The following is an 18,378-nucleotide window of genomic DNA, read 5'->3' as shown; positions in this document are numbered from 1 at the left end:
CGGACCTGCTGTTCGAAGACCTGGGCGATCTCCATGGCCCCGGCATCGTTGGTGTGGATGTCCGGTCCGACGTCCAGGTTGCACATCCACGTGTAGTCGCACAGCGCCGCCACGTTGGTCGGCATGCCGGTGTCGCTGTCGGGGGGAACGGTGAAGTCGTCGGAGTCGAACGCGGTGGCGACGTCGGCGACCTCGATGTCGTTGGCCGCGTAGGCGGCGCTCAACTCGTCGTTCAGCTCCTCCAGTACCGCGATGCTGTAGGCGGCCACCTGCTCGCTGTCGCCGGTGGGGTCGGCCGGAACATCGGACAGATCTTCGTCCGTGGCCGGCTCTGCCGCCTCATTGGCGAGCATTTCCTCCTCGTCGTCCTCGTCGAGCAGGATCGCCGCCAGGAACGGGTTGTAGTAGGTCATCCCGATGATCTGCACGTCGTCCCCCGCGGCGGCACGCAGCCGCTCGGCGATCTCGGGCATCTCCGCGCGCAGGGTGTCCATCCCCGCGTCCACGCACGCCTCGTCCACGCCGACCTCGGTCTCGTCGGCGTCCTCGTCGATGTCCACACAGGCCGTGAAGTTGTTCGCGCCGATGCCGATGGTGACCAGCTCCACGCGCCCCTCGTGCTCGTTGAGGAAAGCTTCGGCCTCGTCCAGCTGGGAGCCCTCGTCGTAGGTGCAGTGCTCCAGCTCACCGGTCATCATCGTGGTGGTGTCCTCGCCGCCGCAGCCCATCCGCTCGTGCTGGAGGGTGGAGTCCCGGTCCCGCAACTGTGCGTACAGGGCGTCGGTGTAACCCTGGGAGGTCTCCTCCACGTTCCCGTCCTCGTCGGGCTGGACTCCCACCGCCAGGGAGTCCCCGAGGGAAAGGTACATACTGGATTCCAGCGACTCATCGTCACCGGGGGAACAGCCCGCAACCACCATCAGGCCTGTGATCGACACGGCCAATGAGCGCCAGCGCATTGTGTCGTTACCTCTTCCGCGAAACGGTCCAAACGTGGATGGTCGCGCCTTGAGCAGGGGTACCCCGGAGGGCAGGGGACGGGTACCGCTGAGTAACTAGGTTCGCTGATGTGAGGCTTCCCCGTCGAGAGGGGACAGGACGGATCTCAGTAACGAAGCAAGTACGTCCCGGTCGGATTCCGACAATTCCCCCAGGATGGTCTCCTCGTGCTCCAGGAGGTGGACCAGGGCCGCGTCCACACGTTCGCGTCCCCGCTGGGTCAGCTGGACCAGCACCCCCCGTCGGTCCGCGGGGTCCGGCTCGCGCTGCACCAGCCCCGCGTGCTCCAGGCGGTGGATCCGGTTGGTCATCGTTCCCGAGGTCACCATGGTCGCCCGCAGCAGTCGACCCGGGCTCAACACGTATGGCGGGCCCGCGCGGCGGAGTTCACTGAGCACGTCGAACTCCCAGGGTTCCAGGTCCGACTCCGTGAACACCGTCCGGCGGGCGCGATCGAGGTGCCGGGCCAACCGGGACACCCGACTCAGCACATGCAACGGCGACACGTCGAGATCCGGACGCTCGGTGCGCCATGCCTCGACCAGCCCGTCCACTTCGTCACGCATACAGCCAGCTTATCTCTTGACATCAAGAGAGTTGTTGGATCGGAGCAACCCCGCGCCGAGCCGCGGGGTGGGCTGTGGTGTCGGGCCCGCAGCCGCCCCGGGAGGATCCGTCCCGGGGCCCGGACGAGCTAGGAATCCGCGCCCAGGGCGGGCTGCTCCTCCAGGTGCGACAGCCCGTTCCACGCCAGGTTCACCAGATGCGCGGCCACCACCTCGCGGCTCGGCGTGCGCACCTCCAGCCACCACTGCCCGGTCAGGGCAACCATGCCCACCAGGGACTGTGCGTACAACGGGGCCAGCGACATGTCATAGCCCCGGGCGCGGAACTCCGCCGCCAGCACGTGCTCCACCTGTGAGGCGATATCACTGATCAGACTGGCGAAGCTACCCGTGCCCGAGGCGGCATGGGAGTCCCGCGTCACGATCCGGAATCCCTCGCTGTGCTCCTCCACGTAGCGCAGCAGGGCCAGTGCGGCACTCTCCAGCTTGTCCCGGGGATGGTCGGCGTGCAGGGCCCCCGCGACCATCCCCAACAGTGTCTGCATCTCCCGGTCCACAACGACCGCGTAGACGCCGTCCTTGCCGCCGAAGTGCTCGTAGACCACCGGTTTGGAGACGCCGGCCTGCGCCGCGATCTCCTCCACCGATGTCCCGTCGAAGCCACGCTCGGCAAACAGACCCCGACCGATGTCCAACAGCTGCTCGCGGCGCTGTCTGCCGGTCATGCGTCGCTTCTGTGCCCGGGAACCCTGCTCACTCACGACAACCATGATGACGGATTATTCCGCTACTCGCTTGGCCGCGAGCCGGTCCGGATTGGGCCAGCGGACCTTGTAGGCCCAGCCAAGCTTCTCGAATCCCCAGATCACACGGGCGGAGATGTCGATCTGGCCCTTCAGGACACCGTGGCGCGCGCAGGTGGGGTCTGCGTGGTGCAGGTTGTGCCAGGACTCCCCGAACGAGGGAATGGCCAGCCACCACACGTTGCGCGAACGGTCCCGAACCTCGAAGTTCTCTTCTCCGATCGTGTGGCAGATCGAGTTGATCGACCACGTCACGTGGTGCAGCAGGGCCACACGGACCAGGCTGGCCCAGAAGAACGCGGTCACCGCGCCCCACAGCGACATGGTCACCAGGCCACCGATCAGTGCCGGCGCGAACAGCGAGAACAGCACCAGCGGCACGAACCAGCGGTCGACCCGCGCAATGTCGCGATCCCGCAGCAGGTCCGGTGCGAACCGCTTGGGCGAGGTGCTCTGCTCGTCCAGGTACATCCAGGCCATGTGGGCGTAGTACAGCCCCTTGGCCACCGACTTCCAGTCCTCACCGAAGCGCCACGGCGAGTGCGGATCGCCCTCGGCGTCGGCGTACTTGTGGTGCCGCCGATGGTCGGCGACCCATTTGATCACCGGTCCTTCGATCGCCAGGCTGCCTGCGACCGCCAGGGCGATGCGCAGCGGACGTTTGGCCTTGAACGAGCCGTGTGTGAAGTGCCGGTGGAACCCCACCGTGATGCCCAGGCCGCTGATCACGTAGAAGACCGCGCCGATGATCACATCGGTCCAGGTCAGTCCCCATCCCCAGGCGAACGGTACCGCCGCGGCCAGGGCCAAGAGCGGAATGAACACGAACGCGAAGACGGTATAGCGCTCCGCCTTGCCGCGCGGTTGTTCTTCGATCTCGGGCTCCGGAGCGCGCCGTGCCGGCCGCTCCGCCTCCGCGGTCTCGGTCACCAACGCGGCCGGGGTCTCGGGAATCTCGGGTGCTGCGGTCATGAATCCACCTTGTACATGCGGGCCTTTCGGCAGGAGGGGGCGTCGACCCCACGTCGACGCGGCATCGACGACCTCCGCGAGGGCGCCGGTATCAACCTATACCTACGTAACCGTAACCTACGACGCCGTAGGTTGTACACGCTCCACGGTGAACTCCGGGCAAAAATCGGCGCCCCGATGCTGGTGACCTGCGGTTCCTCGGTCGGGAGGGGTAGCTGATCCGGTCGTTGGCGACGCGTCGCTGGGTGTATGCAGAGGCTGCTGGTGCTACCGGTGCTGCCGGCCATGGGCGCGGAGGTCGACCCAGCCGGGGAACCGCTCGGATCGGCCCAGGGTGCCGACGTGGCGTTCCCCGTCGAGTCTCGGTTTCCCTAGTTTCCCCAGTTTCCCCATGTTCGTGTGCTGGCTCGTGGATCAGGCGGTATCCTGTACATCGCTGACGCGCGCGGCCGGCCGAGCGTGCAGCGAACGGAAACGGACCGAGAGAGAAGTGTCCGTTTTATTCCCGGGTGATGTAATTGGCAGCATCTGAGGTTTTGGTCCTTATTGTCCAGGTTCGAGTCCTGGCCCGGGAGCTCATCCTTCCGGACCGGCGGTCACGCTGACCGCGGATCGGTCCCCAGAGTCTGGCACCCGTGGGTTCCGCCACCGGGCGACCGGCCGGCCCCACGATCGGCCCGGTGCGGCACCGCGTCGCGCAGCACCGCACTCACGCAACCCGAGCCACCGCGCAGCAGCGGTATCCTGCCGGTGTCGGCGCAGACGGCCGGTCGTTTCCGTTGTCGTGCGTCCGCTCCCATGCCGTGGCCCCGTGTGGAACGCGCCGAGCGCGAACCGGCGGCGCTGGCGCCGACGGCACAGTGACCGCCAGCAATCCAAGGAGTCTCCGCCCGTGAGCGTGAGCCGTCCGGCTGCCGTCATCGTCCTTGCGGCGGGTGAGGGCACGCGTATGAAGTCCCGGTACCCGAAGGTCCTGCACGAGCTGTGTGGACGCAGCATGCTCGGGCACGTACTCGACGCGGCTGCCGAGCTGGAACCCGAACGCACCACCGTGGTGGTGGGCCATGGACGAGAACAGGTGCGTGACCATCTCGCCACGGTGGCTCCGCAGGTACACACGGCCGTCCAGGCGCAGCAGAACGGCACCGGGCACGCAGTGCGCATGGCCGTGGAGGCGTTGCGCGAGGCCGGGATCAGTCTGTCCGGAACGGTGGTGCTGACCTACGGGGACACTCCGCTGCTGCGGGGAGCGACTCTGCGCGAGCTGGTGGCCGAGCACGAGGCGGCGGGTAACGCCGCGACCGTGCTCAGTGCCCGGGTGCCCGACCCCAGCGGGTACGGGCGGATCGTTCGGGAGGACTCCGGCGCCGTGGCCGCGATCGTGGAGCACGCCGACGCCGATGCGGGCCAGCGGCAGATCGATGAGATCAACTCCGGCATGTACGCCTTCGACGCCGCGGCTCTGACCGACGTGGTTCACCACCTGAGCACGGACAACGCCAAGGGTGAGGAGTACATCACCGACGCGGTGGCGATTCTGCGGGACCGGGGCCATCGGGTGGGGGCGTTCGTCGCCGCGGACTGGGTGGAGATCCAGGGGGTCAACGACCGCGCGCAACTCGCGGAGGCCTGGCAGTACCTCAACGCGCGGCTGCTGCGTGCCCTGATGCGGGAGGGGGTCACGGTGGTGGACCCCGCGAGCACCTGGGTGGACGTCGGGGTACGGGTGGGCCCGGACACGGTGCTGGAACCGCAGACCCGGCTGCGTGGACGGACTGCGGTGGGCGCTGAGGCGCGGATCGGGCCGGGGGTGACCCTGCGGGATACCACGGTTGGGGACGAGGCCACAGTGGTGCACGCGGTTACGGAGCAGGCCCAGGTGGCATCCGGCGCCAGTGTCGGTCCCTATGCCTACCTCCGGCCGGGGGCGGTGGTGGCCGCCGATGCGAAGATCGGTACGTTTGTCGAGGTGAAGAATTCGACGGTGGGCGAGGGCACGAAGGTGCCCCATCTGACCTACGTCGGGGATGCCGACCTCGGTCGGGGCGTGAACATCGGGGCGTCCTCGGTGTTCGTGAACTACGACGGGGTGAACAAGAACCGCAGCCAGGTGGGGGATCACGCCCGCACCGGCAGCGACAACATGTTCATCGCGCCGGTTCGGGTGGGCGAGGGTGCCTACACCGGCGCGGGGGCGGTGATTCGGGAGGATGTTCCGCCCGGGGCGCTGGGGGTGTCGGATGGGCACCGGCAGCGCAACATCGAGGGGTGGGTTCCCCGGCGACGGCCGGGCACCGCAGCGGCTGAGGCCGCGCAGCGCGCACAGGAGGCGGAGGACGGGTCCTCCGCGGCGGATGGTCGAGACGCTGGGGGAGATCAGCAGTGACCGGCATGGAGGCCACGGGGCAGCGTAAGCTCATGTTTTTCTCGGGGCGCACGCATCCCGATCTGGCACAGCAGGTGGCCGAACAGCTCGGTATCGAGGTAACACCGACGAAGTTCGAGGACTTCGCGAACGGGGAGCTGTTCGTGCGCTACCTCGAATCGGTGCGAGGCTGTGACGCGTTCGTGCTCCAGGCGCACGCCGATCCGATCAACTCGTCGATCATGGAGCAGTTGATCATGGTGGACGCGTTGAAACGGGCCTCGGCGAAACGGATTACGGTGATCGCGCCGTTCCTGGGGTATGCGCGTCAGGACAAGAAGCACCAGGGGCGGGAACCGATCTCGGCGCGGCTCATGGTGGACCTGTTCCGCACCGCGGGTGCGGATCGGCTGATGTCGGTGGACCTGCACACGGACCAGATCCAGGGCTACTTCGACGGTCCGGTGGATCACCTGTTCGCCCTGCCGCTGCTCGCGGACTACGTGGGGACGCGGGTGGACCGGCAGCAGATCACGGTGGTGTCGCCGGACGCGGGGCGGGTGCGTACGGCGGACCGCTGGGCGGACCGGCTGGGCTCGCCGCTGGCGATCATTCACAAGCGTCGGGATCCAGAGGTCGTGAACCAGGTCAAGGTGCACGAGGTCGTTGGTGAGGTCGAGGGACGTACCTGTGTGTTGGTCGATGACATGATCGACACGGCCGGAACGATCGTGAAGGCCTCCGAGGCCCTGTTCGAGCAGGGGGCGGCAGAGGTGATCGCGGCGGCCACGCACGGGGTGTTGTCGGGGCCGGCCGCCGAGCGGCTCCAGGGCTCGCGGATTTCCGAGGTCGTGACGACCAACACCTTGCCGGTGCCGAAGGAGCGTCAGTTCGATAAGCTGACGGAGCTGAGTATCGCTCCGCTGCTGGCGCGGGCGATTCAGCAGATCTTCAGCGACGGGTCGGTGACCAGCCTGTTCGAGGGTTCTGCCTGAGCTGGTGCGGGCGCGGATGGCTTGGGCCCGCTTGCGGAGCCGCTAGAATTGCTCGGGTGCCCTCGTTTGCGCGCACGTGACGTGTGACGTTGTCGCGCCTGTGGGCGGTTCCCGTTGGTTCGGCGCTTCGCGCGGGCCAGGTTCTGCGTCCGCGTCGTGGGAGAGGTTTCGAGAAGTTTGCCGTTTCCCCGCTGCTGCGGGGGTAAGCACACCGAGGAGTTCTGTCGTGTCCGAGGTACGTATCGCTGCCGAGCCGCGCACCGAGTTTGGTAAGGGCGCCGCCCGCCGCGTCCGCCGCGCGGGCAAGGTGCCGGCCGTCCTCTATGGCCACGGCACCCAGCCGCGGCACATCGCGCTGCCAGGTCATGAGCTGATGCTCGCGTTGAAGACGCCGAACGTGCTGCTGCGCGTGGACGGTGTCGAGGGTCGGGACAATCTCGTGCTGCCGAAGGCGGTGCAGCGGGATCCCATCAAGGGCTTCCTGGAGCACGTGGACCTGATCGTGGTGAAGAAGGGCGAGAAGGTCAACGTGGAGATCCCCGTCAACCTGGTGGGAGAGATCTCCTCCGGGGGCGTGTTGACCCAGGAGCTGGTGTCGGTCGAGGTGCTGACGGAAGCCACGCACATCCCGGAGGGTGTCGACTACGACGTGTCCGGCCTGGAGGTCGGTGTGCACGTCACCGCGGCCGACCTGGACCTTCCGGCGGGTACCGAGCTGAGCGGGGACCCCGAGGCGATGGTGTTCACGATTTCCTCGGAGCGTACCGACGAGGAGCTGGCCGAGGAGACGGAGACCGGCGAGTCCGGCGCGTCGGCCGAGACCTCGGGTGGGGACGCGGAGCAGTCCGCGTCGGAGTAGCGCCGGCCCGGGCGGTCGGCTCGGGCTGACGGCTGGTGCGTGAGCCTCGGAGGAGTTGTGCCTGGACCGGTGGCGTGGCTGCGGCGCATCCTTGGCGGTGTGTCGGATGGTACGGCACGGGAGGTTGAGTCCGAGGGTATGGGTGCGGCGGCTGAGCGGTGGCTTGTTGTCGGGCTGGGCAATCCGGGGCCCCGGTATGCGCGGAATCGACACAACGTCGGGTTCATGGTGGTGGACCTGCTGGCCCAGCGGCTCGGTGAGCGGTGGAAACCCTCCCGAAGCCGCGCCGAGCTGGTGACATCGCGGTTGGCCGGGACCCCCGTGGTCCTGGTCAAGCCGCGCACCTATATGAACCGCTCTGGTGCCGCGGTGGGGCCGTTGTGTTCCTACTACGGGATTCCGGCCCAGCGGGTGCTGGTGGTGCATGACGAGCTGGACCTCGACTTCGGCGTGTTGAAGCTGAAACAGGGGGGCGGCAACAACGGGCACAACGGCCTCAGGTCGGTGAGCGAGGCTGTGGGGGGGCCGGAGTTTCTGCGGGTGCGGTTCGGAGTGGGGCGTCCTCCGGGCCGGACGGATGCGGCGACATACGTGTTGCAGGATTTTGACCGGTCCGAACGGACCGATCTGGGCGTGCACGTGGAGCGGGCGGCCGATGCGGTCGAGTCGGTGCTCGCGGACGGTTTGGCGAAGGCACAGAACACCTTTCACTGAGGTTGACTTCCCGCAGGGGTAACCGCGGGTAGTGGCGATGGCGGCAGTATTCCCAACTCACCTATTCATAGCGCGACATTGTGATTACGTATAGTTACGATTGGTTCACGTTGCGGCGCCTTATGGAAGGTGTGGGAGGGGCATGACTGTCGCCAATGACGTCGACATCCGGGCTGCGTCCACCTGGTTTGCCTCGGACTCCCAGGTTGGGGACCGCCCGGGTCGACACTGGGCGCGCTGGTACCTGCGTCGGTTGATGCTTCTGGACGGTGCGTGTGCCGCGGTTGCGGGCGGTGTGGCCTGGCAGCTGCGGTTCGCTGGCTCTATTCCCGGCCTATCCGGAGTTCCCGACGATCTGGCCCAGACATATCTGGCGTTGACAGCGGCCTTGCCGCTGGTCTGGATCGGGGCCCTGGCACTGGCGGGAGCCTACGAGCGTCGGTTCATCGGTGTGGGCACTGAGGAGTTTCGGCGGGTACTGAGCGCGGGGGTGGTCCTGACCGCGCTGGTGGCCGTGCTCGCCTACGCGACGCAGGCCGAGCTGGCGCGGGGATATGTGCTGGTGGCACTACCTGCGGTGACGGTACTGAGCCTGGTGATGCACTACGCCTGGCGTAAGCGGCTACACCGGTGGCACCGCGCCGGGCGGTGTATGCGGCGCACGCTGGTGGTGGGGCACGCCTCCGCCGTGCGGGAGCTGGTGCGGCTGCTGCGTCGGGAACCCCACCACGGGATGACGGTGGTGGGGGTGTGCCTGCCCGCGGGGCAGTGTTTCGAGTATCCCGAGGAGCTGGAGGGGTGCCCGGTTTATGGGGACTTCGGAACGGTTTCCGGGGCGGTCTCGTTGGCCGGGGCCGACACCGTGGCGGTGCTGGCCTGCCCGGAACTGGACGGGGTGGCGCTGCGCCGCCTGGCCTGGTGTCTGGAGCGTTCCGGGACCGAGTTGACGGTTGCGCCGGCGTTGATGGACGTGGCGGGGCCGCGCACCTCGATTCGCCCGGTCGCGGGCCTGCCGCTGCTGCACGTGGAACATCCGCAGCTGTCCGGGGGCCGGCGTCTGGTCAAGGGGCTGGTGGATCGGCTGGCGGCCGGGGCGGCCCTGGTGCTGTTGGCGCCGGTGTTTGTTGTGCTCTCGGTGTTGATCCGGCTGGACAGTCCGGGCCCCGCCTTGTTCACCCAAACGCGGGTGGGCAAGGATGGCGTCCCCTTCTCCGTGTACAAGTTTCGTACGATGGTGGTGGACGCGGAGGAGCTGAAGACCCGGTTGCAGCCGCGGAACGAGCACGACGGTGTGCTGTTCAAGATTCGTGGGGACCCGCGGGTGACGGCGGTGGGTTCCTGGCTACGCCGCTATTCGCTGGATGAACTACCCCAGTTGGTGAATGTGGTGGCGGGACACATGTCCCTGGTGGGGCCCAGGCCCCCACTGCCGGACGAGGTGGCCCGGTATGGGCATGACGTGCGACGTCGCCTGGTGGTCAAACCCGGGATGACGGGTCTGTGGCAGGTGAGTGGGCGTTCGGATCTGTCCTGGGAGGAATCGGTCCGTCTGGACCTGCGTTACGTTGAGAACTGGTCGTTGACGTTGGACGTGCAGATCCTCTGGAAAACATGTTCAGCGGTGATCCGTGGATCGGGAGCGTACTGAGTCTGGTGAGCAGCATCCGAAGTGACCATGACATCGCCCGGGATCTGGCGACGGAGGCGGGCCAGCAGTTGCAGCGGCTGCGGCAACGGCAGGGCTTCGCCGAGCCGGACGTGCTGCGCACGCTCGGCGACCGGATCTCGCACGAGTTCCTGTTCTCCGCACTGTCCCGACTGCGTCCCAGCGACGCGGTGTTGAGTGAGGAGGGGAGTGACGACCAGTCCCGGTTGCAGTCCCGGCGGGTGTGGATCATTGATCCCCTGGACGGGACCCGGGAGTTCGCCGAGGAGGGGCGCAGCGACTGGGCGGTCCATGTGGCGCTGTGGGAGGACGGTGCGCTCGCGGCCGGTGCGGTGGCGTTGCCGGCCCAGGGCAGCACCCTGTCCACAGTGGATCCGCCCTGGCTTCCCGAGCAGCGTCCCTCGGGGCAACGGCTGCGGATCACGGCCAGCCGGAGTCGTCCACCGGAGTTCGTCCAGTGGCTGGCGACCCAGCTGGGCGCGGAGCTGGTGCCGATGGGCTCGGCCGGGGCGAAGATGTGTGCCGTACTGCTGGGGATCGCGGACATCTACCTGCACGCGGGGGGCCAGTTCGAGTGGGACAGCGCCGCCCCGGTTGCGGTGGCCGCGGCCGGAGGCCTGCACACCTCCCGGATCGACGGTTCCGCCTTGACCTACAATCAACCTGATCCTCAGCTACCGGATATCCTAGTGTGTCGACCGGAATTGGCGGGAACCATGCTGGCCGGTGTGCGCGACGCTGCGGACCTGGACAGCCTAGACAGCGCGGACCCGCACGCGGGTGCGTGACCCCCTGCGTGGAGGCGTGAACATGGAGCAGGCCCTGGCCGGATACCGGCTGTCCCAGTTGGACATTCTCGAGGCCGAAGCGATCTTCATCATGCGTGAGGTCGCCGCGGAGTTTGAACGTCCGGTATTGCTGTTCTCGGGCGGCAAGGACTCGATCGTTATGCTTCGGCTGGCGGAGAAGGCGTTCTGGCCGGCGCCGGTGCCGTTCCCCGTGCTGCACGTGGACACGGGTCACAATTTCGACGAGGTCATCGAGTTCCGGGACCGGCGCGTGGCCGGTTCTGGGGTGCGCCTGGAAGTGGCCTCGGTCCAGGACCAGATCGACCGGGGCCTGGTGACCGAGCCCACGGGGCGCTGGGCGAGCCGGAACCGGTTGCAGACCTCCGCGCTCCTGGAGGCCATCGAGACCCACGGGTTCGACGCGGCGTTCGGTGGGGCCCGGCGGGACGAGGAGAAGTCCCGCGCCAAGGAGCGGGTGTTGTCCTTCCGGGACGAGTTCGGGCAGTGGGACCCCAAGGGGCAGCGGCCCGAACTGTGGAACGTGTACAACACCCGAATCACCCGTGGGGAGCACATCCGCGCGTTTCCGCTGTCCAACTGGACCGAGCTGGACGTGTGGGGCTACATCGCCCGCGAGGAGCTGGAGCTACCGTCGATCTACTTCGCCCATGAGCGCCGGGTGTTCGAGCGGGACGGGATCCTGCTGGCGGACAACCCGTTCGTGACGCGGGGGCCGGACGAGGAGGTGTTCACCGCCTCGGTTCGCTACCGCACGGTCGGAGACATGTCCTGCACCGGTGCGGTGCGGTCCACGGCCACCACGCTGGACGACATCATGGCCGAGATCGCGGCGACGCGCGTCACCGAACGGGGGCAGACGCGGGCCGACGACCGTTCGAGTGAGGCCGCGATGGAAGACCGCAAGCGCGAGGGCTACTTCTGATTCCGCCACCGCCCGTACTGTCCGCACGACCCCGGTAGGGATGACCCCACATGAGTAGCGACATTCTGCGGCTGGCAACGGCCGGTTCCGTCGACGACGGAAAGAGCACACTGATCGGACGGCTGCTGTACGACTCGAAGTCGATCCTGTCCGACCAGATGGAGGCGGTGGAGCGGACCAGCCGCGACCGCGGCGAGGAGCAGACCAACCTGGCGCTGCTGACCGACGGGCTGCGTGCCGAGCGTGAGCAGGGAATCACGATCGACGTGGCCTACCGGTACTTCGCGACGCCGCGGCGCACCTTCATCATGGCGGACACTCCGGGGCACGTGCAGTACACCCGCAATATGGTCACCGGCGCGTCCACCTCGGACCTGGCGATCATTCTGGTGGACGCGCGCAACGGGCTGACGGAGCAGAGTCGCCGGCACGCGTTCCTGGCCACGCTGCTCCAGGTGCCGCACCTGGTTCTGGCGGTCAACAAGATGGACCTGGTGGACTACAGCCAGGAGCGCTTCGAGGAGATCAAGGCCGAGTTCGAGGAGTTCGCCGCCAAGCTGGACGTACTGGACCTGACCTTCGTGCCGATCTCGGCGCTGCACGGCGACAACGTGGTGGACCGGTCGCTGAACATGCCGTGGTACGACGGTCCGTCCCTGCTGCACCACCTGGAGCATGTGCACATCGCCTCGGACCGCAACCTGATCGACGCCCGGTTCCCGGTGCAGTTCGTGGTGCGTCCGCACCGGGCCGACGACCCAGAGCTGCACGACTACCGCGGCTATGCCGGGCAGGTGTCCGGCGGGGTGCTCAAGCCCGGCGACGAGGTGATGCACCTGCCGTCCGGTCTGACCACGCGCATCGCCGCCATCGACACGGCCGACGGCCCACTGGACGAGGCCTTTCCCCCGATGTCGGTGACCCTGCGTCTGGAGGACGACATCGACATCTCGCGCGGGGACATGCTGTGCCGGCCCAACAACCAGCCGGTCGTCTCGCAGGACGTGGAGGCGATGGTGTGCTGGATGGCCGAGGCCCGCAACCTGGTTCCGCGGATGAAGCTTGCGATCAAGCACACCACCCGTAGTGCCCGGGCGATGGTTCGGGACCTGCACTATCGGATCGACGTGAACAGCCTGCACCGGGACGAGGAAGCCACCCAGCTGGGTCTCAACGACATCGGCCGGGTGGGGTTGCGGGTCACCCAGCCGCTGTTCGCCGACGAGTACCGGCGCAACCGGCTCACCGGGGGCTTCATCCTGGTGGACGAGGGCACCAACACCACTGTGGGTGCCGGCATGATCGTGCGGGCGTCCTGAGTCGTCGCTGACCGGACGCGCCGCGGGGGCGCGTCAGGAGTACGGCGTGAGCGCGGTGCCTCGTGTTCACGTATCGGCACGGGGGTGGGTGGCCACCTCGATCACCTCCAGGTCGGCGCCCAGTTCGGTGTCGTCGAGCTGGCCCAGATGGTCGGTGAGTGTGTGCCAGAACATGCGGGCGGTGTGGGTGGGCTCCACATCCTTACGGTGGGCGATGGCGATGGTTCGGCTCAGGCGGGGACGCGCGAGGGGTGTGCCCCGCAGCCCGGGACGGTTCCGGAGCACCATGCTGGGCACGATGGCCAGGCCCAGTCCGGCTTCGACGAAGCGCAGGACGGCGTCCATCTCGCCGCCCTCGACCGCCAGCCGGGGCTCGAAACCGGCCCTGCGGCAGGCCTGGAGGGTGGCCTCGCGTAGGTCGTAGCCGCGGCGGAACATCACCAGCGGGGTTTCGGCCAGGTCGGTGATGCGCATGGACGCGTAGCTCGTGGGGGAGGGGCGGTCCCGGGAGCTGGCCACGACCAGGCTTTCCCGCAGCAGGGGCCGGGTCTCCAACGCGGGGTCGCTGCTGTGCAGCGGCAGGATGATCAGTGCGAGGTCGAGTTCCCCCCGGGCCATGGTGCGCACCAGATCCCGGGAGCCGCCTTCCTCGACGTGCAGTTCGATACCGGGGAAACGGCGGTGAAACAGGGCGAGGGTGTCGGCCAGCAGGCCACCGCACAGGCTCGGGGTGGCGCCCAGGCGCAACAGTCCCCGGCGCATGCCGGTGAGTTCCTGAACCTCCCGACGGGCGGTGCGCATGTCGGCGAGGATCCGTTGCGCTAGCGGAAGTAACACCTCGCCGGCCGGAGTTAATGTGATATTTCCCCGGGCACGGCTGAATAACGTTGCGCCGAGCTCGTCTTCGAGGTTGCGAATCTGCTTGCTGAGGCTGGGCTGGGCGACCCGGGAAAGCTCGGCAGCGCGGGTGAAATGGCGGGTTTCGGCGACCGCGAGGAAGTAGGCGAGTTGCTGTGCCTGCATGCGGCATAGCCTATGGCTATGGACACGAGCAGATCCATGACTTGGACCTGTTCTTTATGAGCTGTTTAGGGTGACAGGCTGTGGCGACTACAACTGTGACCCAACGCCGGTCCTACCGGTCGACCGTGGTGCTGAAGGCCACGATGGCGGTCTCCGGACTGCTCATTGCTGCGTGGCTCGTCATGCACATGGTCGGAAACCTGAAGATTTTCGAGGGCCAGCAAAGCTTCGACGAATACTCTGCGTGGCTACGGACGGTTGGCTATCCGGCGTTCCCCGAGTCGGGGCTGCTGTGGATCATGCGGGTGGTGCTGCTTGCGGCGATCATCGCCCACATCTACTCCGCGGTGGTCCTGACGGTGCGGGACCGCCGGGCGCGTCCGGTGCGGTACCAGACCACCAAGGCCGTACAGCGCACCTACGCCTCCTACACCATGCGTTGGGGGGGCCTGCTGATCGCGGTGTTCGTGGTGTACCACCTGCTGCACCTCACCGCGAATGTGATCAGCCCGGGCGGGGCGTCCGACAGCCCCTACGAGCGCGTGGTGAACGGCTTCCAGATCTGGTGGGTGACCGCGTTCTACGTGTTGTCCGTGGCCGCGGTGGGGCTGCACCTGCGGCACGGCATCTGGAGCGGCCTGGCCACACTGGGCTTCAACAAGGCGCGTCGGCAGCGCGCGATCAGCAAGACCGCCACGGTGGTGGCAACCCTGCTCTTCGTCGGGTTTGTCATCCCGCCGCTGGCGGTCCTCATCGGGGTGGTGGAATAGATGGCTGAGCTGTACACCGAGGGCGATCCCATCCGGGACGAGAAGGCCCCCGACGGCCCGATCGAGACCCGCTGGGAGCGACGCCGGTTCTCCGCGCGCCTGGTCAATCCCGCCAACCGCCGGAAGCTGTCCGTGATCATTGTCGGAACCGGCCTGGCCGGGGCCTCGGCCGCGGCGACCCTGGGCGAGGCCGGCTACAACGTGACCTCGTTCTGCTACCAGGACAGCCCGCGGCGGGCGCACAGCATCGCCGCGCAGGGCGGCATCAACGCCGCGAAGAACTACCGCAACGACGGCGACAGCATCTACCGGCTGTTCTACGACACCGTCAAGGGTGGGGACTTCCGATCCCGCGAGTCCAACGTCTACCGGCTCTCTCAGGTCAGTGTGGAGATCATTGACCAGTGCGTGGCCCAGGGGGTCCCGTTCGCGCGGGAGTACGGGGGGCTGCTGGACAACCGCTCCTTCGGTGGCGCGCAGGTCTCCCGGACCTTCTACGCCCGCGGCCAGACCGGTCAGCAGCTGCTCGTCGGCGCCTACCAGGCCCTGGAACGGCAGGTGGCGGCCGGAACCGTCACCATGCACACCCGCCACGAGATGCTGGAGCTGATCGTGGTGGACGGGCGCGCCCGCGGCGTGGTCGTGCGGGACATGGTCAGTGGGGAGATCGAGACACACTTCGCGGACGCGGTCGTACTCGCCAGCGGCGGCTACGGCAACGTGTTCTTCCTGTCTACCAACGCCATGGGCTGTAACGTCACCGCGTCCTGGCGGGCCCACCGCAAGGGGGCGCTGTTCGCGAACCCCTGCTACACCCAGATCCACCCGACCTGCATCCCGGTCAGTGGCGATCACCAGTCCAAGCTCACCCTGATGAGTGAATCGCTGCGCAACGACGGCCGGGTATGGGCGCCCAAGGGCTACGGCGACAACCGGGACCCCCGCGAGATCCCGGAGGAGGAGCGCGACTACTACCTGGAGCGCATGTACCCCGCGTTCGGGAACCTCGTGCCGCGCGACATCGCCTCCCGCGCCGCGAAGGCGGTGTGTGACGAGGGCCGCGGGGTCGGTCCCGGCGGGCAGGGCGTGTACCTGGACTTCGCCGACGCCATCAAGCGGCTGGGGCGCCCGGCCGTGGAGGCGAAGTACGGGAACCTGTTCGACATGTACCAGCGCATCACCGGGGAGAACCCCTACGAGGTCCCGATGCGGATCTATCCGGCGGTGCACTACACCATGGGTGGGCTGTGGGTGGACTACGACCTCCAGAGCACCATCCCGGGTCTGTTCGTCACCGGGGAGGCGAACTTCTCCGACCACGGGGCGAACCGGCTGGGGGCCAGCGCGCTGATGCAGGGGCTGGCGGACGGCTACTTCGTGCTGCCGAACACCATCAACGACTACCTGGCCGACGGCCCGTTCGAGAAGCTCGACGCCACCCACCCGGAGGTTCAGGAAACCGCCCAGGGTGTGCGCGACCGGATCTCGACGCTGCTGTCCATTAACGGCACCCGCACCGTGGACTCGTTCCACCGGGAGCTCGGCAAGGTCATGTGGGACTACTGCGGCATGGAGCGCACCGAGGAGGGCCTGCGCAAGGCCCTGGACCGGGTCCGGGAGCTGCGCAGCGAGTTCTGGTCCGACGTGAAGGTGACCGGGGTCAACGAGGAGCTGAACCAGACCCTGGAGCGGGCCGGTCGCGTCGCCGACTTCTTCGAGCTGGCCGAGCTCATGTGTGTGGACGCGCTGCACCGCAGCGAGTCCGCCGGTGGGCACTTCCGCGCCGAGAGCCAGACCCCCGACGGGGAAGCGCTGCGCCACGACGAGGAGTTCTCCTACGTCGCGGCCTGGGAGTTCTCGGGAACCGGCAAGCCGCCGGTTCTGCACAAGGAAGACCTCAACTACGAGTACGTCACGATGGTCCAGCGGAGTTACAAGTGAGAATCACCCTGCGCGTCTGGCGCCAGAAGGGCCCCGAGGACGAGGGGAAGATGGTCGACTACCCGCTGGACGACGTGTCGCCCGACATGTCGTTCCTCGAGGTCCTCGACGTCCTCAACGAGAAGCTCACCCTCCAGGATGAGGAACCCGTCGCTTTCGACCACGACTGCCGGGAGGGCATCTGTGGCATGTGCGGGGTGGTGATCAACGGGCAGGCGCACGGCCCGGAGCAGACCACCACCTGCCAGCTGCACATGCGCAGCTTCTCCGACGGTGACGTCATCGACGTGGAGCCCTGGCGCGCCAAGGCCTTCCCCGTGGTCAAGGACCTGGTGGTGGACCGTGAAGCCTTCGACCGCATCATCCAGTCCGGAGGCTACGTCAGCGCCCCCACCGGGACCGCTCCCGACGCCCATGCCACCCCGGTACCGAAGTCCGACGCAGATGCCGCCTTCGACGCGGCCACCTGCATCGGCTGTGGTGCCTGCGTGGCCGCCTGCCCGAACGCCTCGGCGATGCTGTTCACCGCCGCGAAGGTGACCCATCTGGGGCTGCTGCCCCAGGGGCAGCCCGAGCGGGCGGCCCGCGTCGTGTCCATGGTGGACCAGCACGACGAGGAGGATTTCGGCGGCTGCACCAACATCGGTGAGTGTGCGGCGGTGTGCCCCAAGGGCATCCCGCTGGAGACGATTTCCAACCTGAACCGGGACCTGTTGGGGTCACTGTCCTCGGGGCGGTGACGGTTCTCGGCTGAGCTGGCGGGGGTGCTCCCAGGCGGGGGCGCCCCCGCACGCGTCCCGGCCGGGACCGCGACCTGCACACCGCCCCCATCGGCCTTTCCCCACCCCCATCGGCGTTTCGGACCACCTATGGACTGGGGGTTACCCCCGAGACGCCAGCTCCGCTCCGATCCCACCCCGACACACCGCCGCAGATCTCCCCGCTGTGGACCCCATCACTGTGCGGCCTAGGCGCCTTGGGCCGGTCGCCACATCCGGTACATCGTGGGGTAGTCCGTGCCGGTGATTTCGCCGCACAGCTCGAACCCGAAGCGCTCGTAGAACGCGATGTTGTCGACGCTGCTGGACTCCAGGTAGGTCGGCATGCGCTCGGCGTCCGCCCGCGCCAGTCCCGATCGCAACAGCGCCGACCCCACCCCCTGCCCCCGGGCCGCAGGGTCGGTGCCAATGTCGGCTAGATACCAGTGCGGCTGTGCGGGGGCCTGCCGTTCCACGTGGGCCAGGGCGCGCACCACCCGCGGCAGGCGACGGTGGAACAGGGACAGATAGTGCGGGGCGGTGCGGAGCAGTTCCAGCGGCGCGGCCCTGCGGTCCTTCGGGGAGTGCCAGATGGCGGCGCCCCGCACGGTGCCCGTACTGGGCTCGGTGACCGCCACCTCGCAGCGTCCCGCCGGAACGTGGTCCAGCCCGGCGTAGATCGCGAAGAAGCGCGCGGTGTCCCGGCGACGCGTCGCGTCATCGGGAAACAGCCACCGAAACACCGGGTCGTCGTGGAAGGCGCGGGTCAACGTGCGCACGACCGCGGCGGTGTCGGCGCGATGCGCGGCCCGCACCTGGTTCGTCGGGGCTTGACTCACGGGATTCTCCTGTTCGTGAACGCAGTTGTGCGTGTGGCAGGCTGTGTCCCATGTGATA

General features: G+C 67.8%; 17 protein-coding genes and 1 tRNA gene. 12 read left to right on the top strand and 6 right to left on the bottom strand.

Annotation, left to right across the window (positions count from 1 at the left end):
• From RIF23_RS17620 to RIF23_RS17605, 4 genes are all read right to left on the bottom strand, one after another.
• Positions 1-959, bottom strand: a 959-nt coding sequence (locus RIF23_RS17620) for a GDSL-type esterase/lipase family protein (protein ID WP_310913689.1), incomplete at its 3' end; no start/stop codon positions are given.
• Positions 960-1,055: 96 nt separating this feature from the next.
• The gene (locus RIF23_RS17615) at positions 1,056-1,565 is read right to left on the bottom strand and encodes a MarR family winged helix-turn-helix transcriptional regulator (RefSeq protein WP_310913688.1); all 510 of its coding nucleotides are present in this window, start codon (positions 1,563-1,565) and stop codon (positions 1,056-1,058) included.
• 128 nt (positions 1,566-1,693) lie between these two features.
• Positions 1,694-2,290 (bottom strand): TetR/AcrR family transcriptional regulator, encoded by a 597-nt coding sequence (locus RIF23_RS17610; RefSeq protein WP_310913687.1) that lies wholly within the window; start codon positions 2,288-2,290, stop codon positions 1,694-1,696.
• A 54-nt stretch (positions 2,291-2,344) separates the two neighbouring features.
• Entirely contained in the window at positions 2,345-3,340 is a 996-nt protein-coding gene (locus RIF23_RS17605; protein WP_310913686.1) for an acyl-CoA desaturase, read from the bottom strand.
• Positions 3,341-3,843: 503 nt separating this feature from the next.
• Between RIF23_RS17605 and RIF23_RS17600 the strand changes: the two genes are divergently transcribed.
• The 9 genes from RIF23_RS17600 to RIF23_RS17560 all read left to right on the top strand — a co-directional run bounded on the left by RIF23_RS17600 (position 3,844) and on the right by RIF23_RS17560 (position 12,989).
• A tRNA-Gln gene (locus RIF23_RS17600) sits at positions 3,844-3,915 on the top strand.
• A gap of 317 nt (positions 3,916-4,232) precedes the next feature.
• Positions 4,233-5,726 carry a bifunctional UDP-N-acetylglucosamine diphosphorylase/glucosamine-1-phosphate N-acetyltransferase GlmU gene (gene glmU / locus RIF23_RS17595; protein ID WP_310913685.1) on the top strand — a complete coding sequence of 498 codons (1,494 nt, stop codon included), beginning with the start codon at positions 4,233-4,235 and terminating at the stop codon, positions 5,724-5,726.
• Positions 5,723-6,700 (top strand): ribose-phosphate diphosphokinase, encoded by a 978-nt coding sequence (locus RIF23_RS17590; RefSeq protein ID WP_310913684.1) that lies wholly within the window; start codon positions 5,723-5,725, stop codon positions 6,698-6,700. The genes glmU and RIF23_RS17590 overlap by 4 nt, the downstream gene beginning before the upstream one ends.
• 226 nt (positions 6,701-6,926) lie before the next feature.
• Positions 6,927-7,559: a 50S ribosomal protein L25/general stress protein Ctc gene (locus RIF23_RS17585; protein ID WP_310913683.1), complete on the top strand. Its 633-nt coding sequence runs from the start codon at positions 6,927-6,929 to the stop codon at positions 7,557-7,559.
• A 138-nt stretch (positions 7,560-7,697) separates the two neighbouring features.
• Positions 7,698-8,273: an aminoacyl-tRNA hydrolase gene (gene pth, locus RIF23_RS17580; RefSeq protein ID WP_310913994.1), complete on the top strand. Its 576-nt coding sequence runs from the start codon at positions 7,698-7,700 to the stop codon at positions 8,271-8,273.
• A 256-nt stretch (positions 8,274-8,529) separates the two neighbouring features.
• A complete protein-coding gene (locus RIF23_RS17575) occupies positions 8,530-9,921 on the top strand; it encodes a sugar transferase (RefSeq protein WP_407659508.1) in 1,392 nt (463 codons plus the stop codon).
• Between the two features lie 5 nt (positions 9,922-9,926).
• Entirely contained in the window at positions 9,927-10,727 is an 801-nt protein-coding gene (locus tag RIF23_RS17570) for a 3'(2'),5'-bisphosphate nucleotidase CysQ (protein WP_310913681.1), read from the top strand.
• 22 nt (positions 10,728-10,749) lie between these two features.
• A complete protein-coding gene (cysD, locus tag RIF23_RS17565; RefSeq protein ID WP_310913993.1) occupies positions 10,750-11,670 on the top strand; it encodes a sulfate adenylyltransferase subunit CysD in 921 nt (306 codons plus the stop codon).
• Between the two features lie 50 nt (positions 11,671-11,720).
• Complete coding sequence (locus tag RIF23_RS17560) at positions 11,721-12,989, top strand: sulfate adenylyltransferase subunit 1 (protein ID WP_310913680.1); 1,269 nt, start codon at positions 11,721-11,723, stop codon at positions 12,987-12,989.
• 66 nt (positions 12,990-13,055) lie between these two features.
• On the opposite strand, the gene RIF23_RS17555 is transcribed toward RIF23_RS17560, so the two are convergent.
• Positions 13,056-14,012, bottom strand: coding sequence for a LysR family transcriptional regulator (locus RIF23_RS17555; RefSeq protein WP_310913679.1), 957 nt, complete (start codon positions 14,010-14,012; stop codon positions 13,056-13,058).
• 80 nt (positions 14,013-14,092) lie between these two features.
• On the opposite strand from RIF23_RS17555, the gene RIF23_RS17550 reads away from it, so the two are divergent.
• From RIF23_RS17550 to RIF23_RS17540, 3 genes are read left to right on the top strand one after another with little or no spacing between them, the layout of a single operon-like run.
• On the top strand, positions 14,093-14,782 hold the full coding sequence (locus RIF23_RS17550) for a succinate dehydrogenase cytochrome b subunit (RefSeq protein ID WP_310913678.1): 690 nt from the start codon (positions 14,093-14,095) through the stop codon (positions 14,780-14,782).
• Positions 14,783-16,723 carry a fumarate reductase/succinate dehydrogenase flavoprotein subunit gene (locus RIF23_RS17545; RefSeq protein WP_310913677.1) on the top strand — a complete coding sequence of 647 codons (1,941 nt, stop codon included), beginning with the start codon at positions 14,783-14,785 and terminating at the stop codon, positions 16,721-16,723.
• Complete coding sequence (locus RIF23_RS17540; protein ID WP_310913676.1) at positions 16,720-17,463, top strand: succinate dehydrogenase/fumarate reductase iron-sulfur subunit; 744 nt, start codon at positions 16,720-16,722, stop codon at positions 17,461-17,463. Before RIF23_RS17545 ends, RIF23_RS17540 begins: the two co-directional genes overlap by 4 nt.
• Before the next feature lie 227 nt (positions 17,464-17,690).
• On the opposite strand, the gene RIF23_RS17535 is transcribed toward RIF23_RS17540, so the two are convergent.
• Positions 17,691-18,320, bottom strand: a complete 630-nt coding sequence (locus tag RIF23_RS17535; RefSeq protein ID WP_310913675.1) for a GNAT family N-acetyltransferase — start codon at positions 18,318-18,320, stop codon at positions 17,691-17,693.
• Positions 18,321-18,378 lie beyond the last annotated feature (58 nt).

The organism is Lipingzhangella rawalii (assembly GCF_031628175.1).
Classification (GTDB): domain Bacteria; phylum Actinomycetota; class Actinomycetes; order Streptosporangiales; family Streptosporangiaceae; genus Lipingzhangella_A; species Lipingzhangella_A rawalii.
The sequence above is the reverse complement of the archived record's forward strand: the minus strand, read 5'-3'. Positions and strand labels throughout refer to the sequence as shown.

Coding starts and splice junctions, on each gene's coding strand:
- RIF23_RS17615 (WP_310913688.1), bottom strand. CDS start 1,565: ATGCGTGACGAAGTGGACGGGCTGGTCGAGGCATGGCGCACCGAGCGT.
- RIF23_RS17610 (WP_310913687.1), bottom strand. CDS start 2,290: ATGACCGGCAGACAGCGCCGCGAGCAGCTGTTGGACATCGGTCGGGGT.
- RIF23_RS17605 (WP_310913686.1), bottom strand. CDS start 3,340: ATGACCGCAGCACCCGAGATTCCCGAGACCCCGGCCGCGTTGGTGACC.
- pth (WP_310913994.1), top strand. CDS start 7,698: ATGGGTGCGGCGGCTGAGCGGTGGCTTGTTGTCGGGCTGGGCAATCCG.
- RIF23_RS17575 (WP_407659508.1), top strand. CDS start 8,530: ATGCTTCTGGACGGTGCGTGTGCCGCGGTTGCGGGCGGTGTGGCCTGG.
- cysD (WP_310913993.1), top strand. CDS start 10,750: ATGGAGCAGGCCCTGGCCGGATACCGGCTGTCCCAGTTGGACATTCTC.
- RIF23_RS17560 (WP_310913680.1), top strand. CDS start 11,721: ATGAGTAGCGACATTCTGCGGCTGGCAACGGCCGGTTCCGTCGACGAC.
- RIF23_RS17555 (WP_310913679.1), bottom strand. CDS start 14,012: ATGCAGGCACAGCAACTCGCCTACTTCCTCGCGGTCGCCGAAACCCGC.
- RIF23_RS17545 (WP_310913677.1), top strand. CDS start 14,783: ATGGCTGAGCTGTACACCGAGGGCGATCCCATCCGGGACGAGAAGGCC.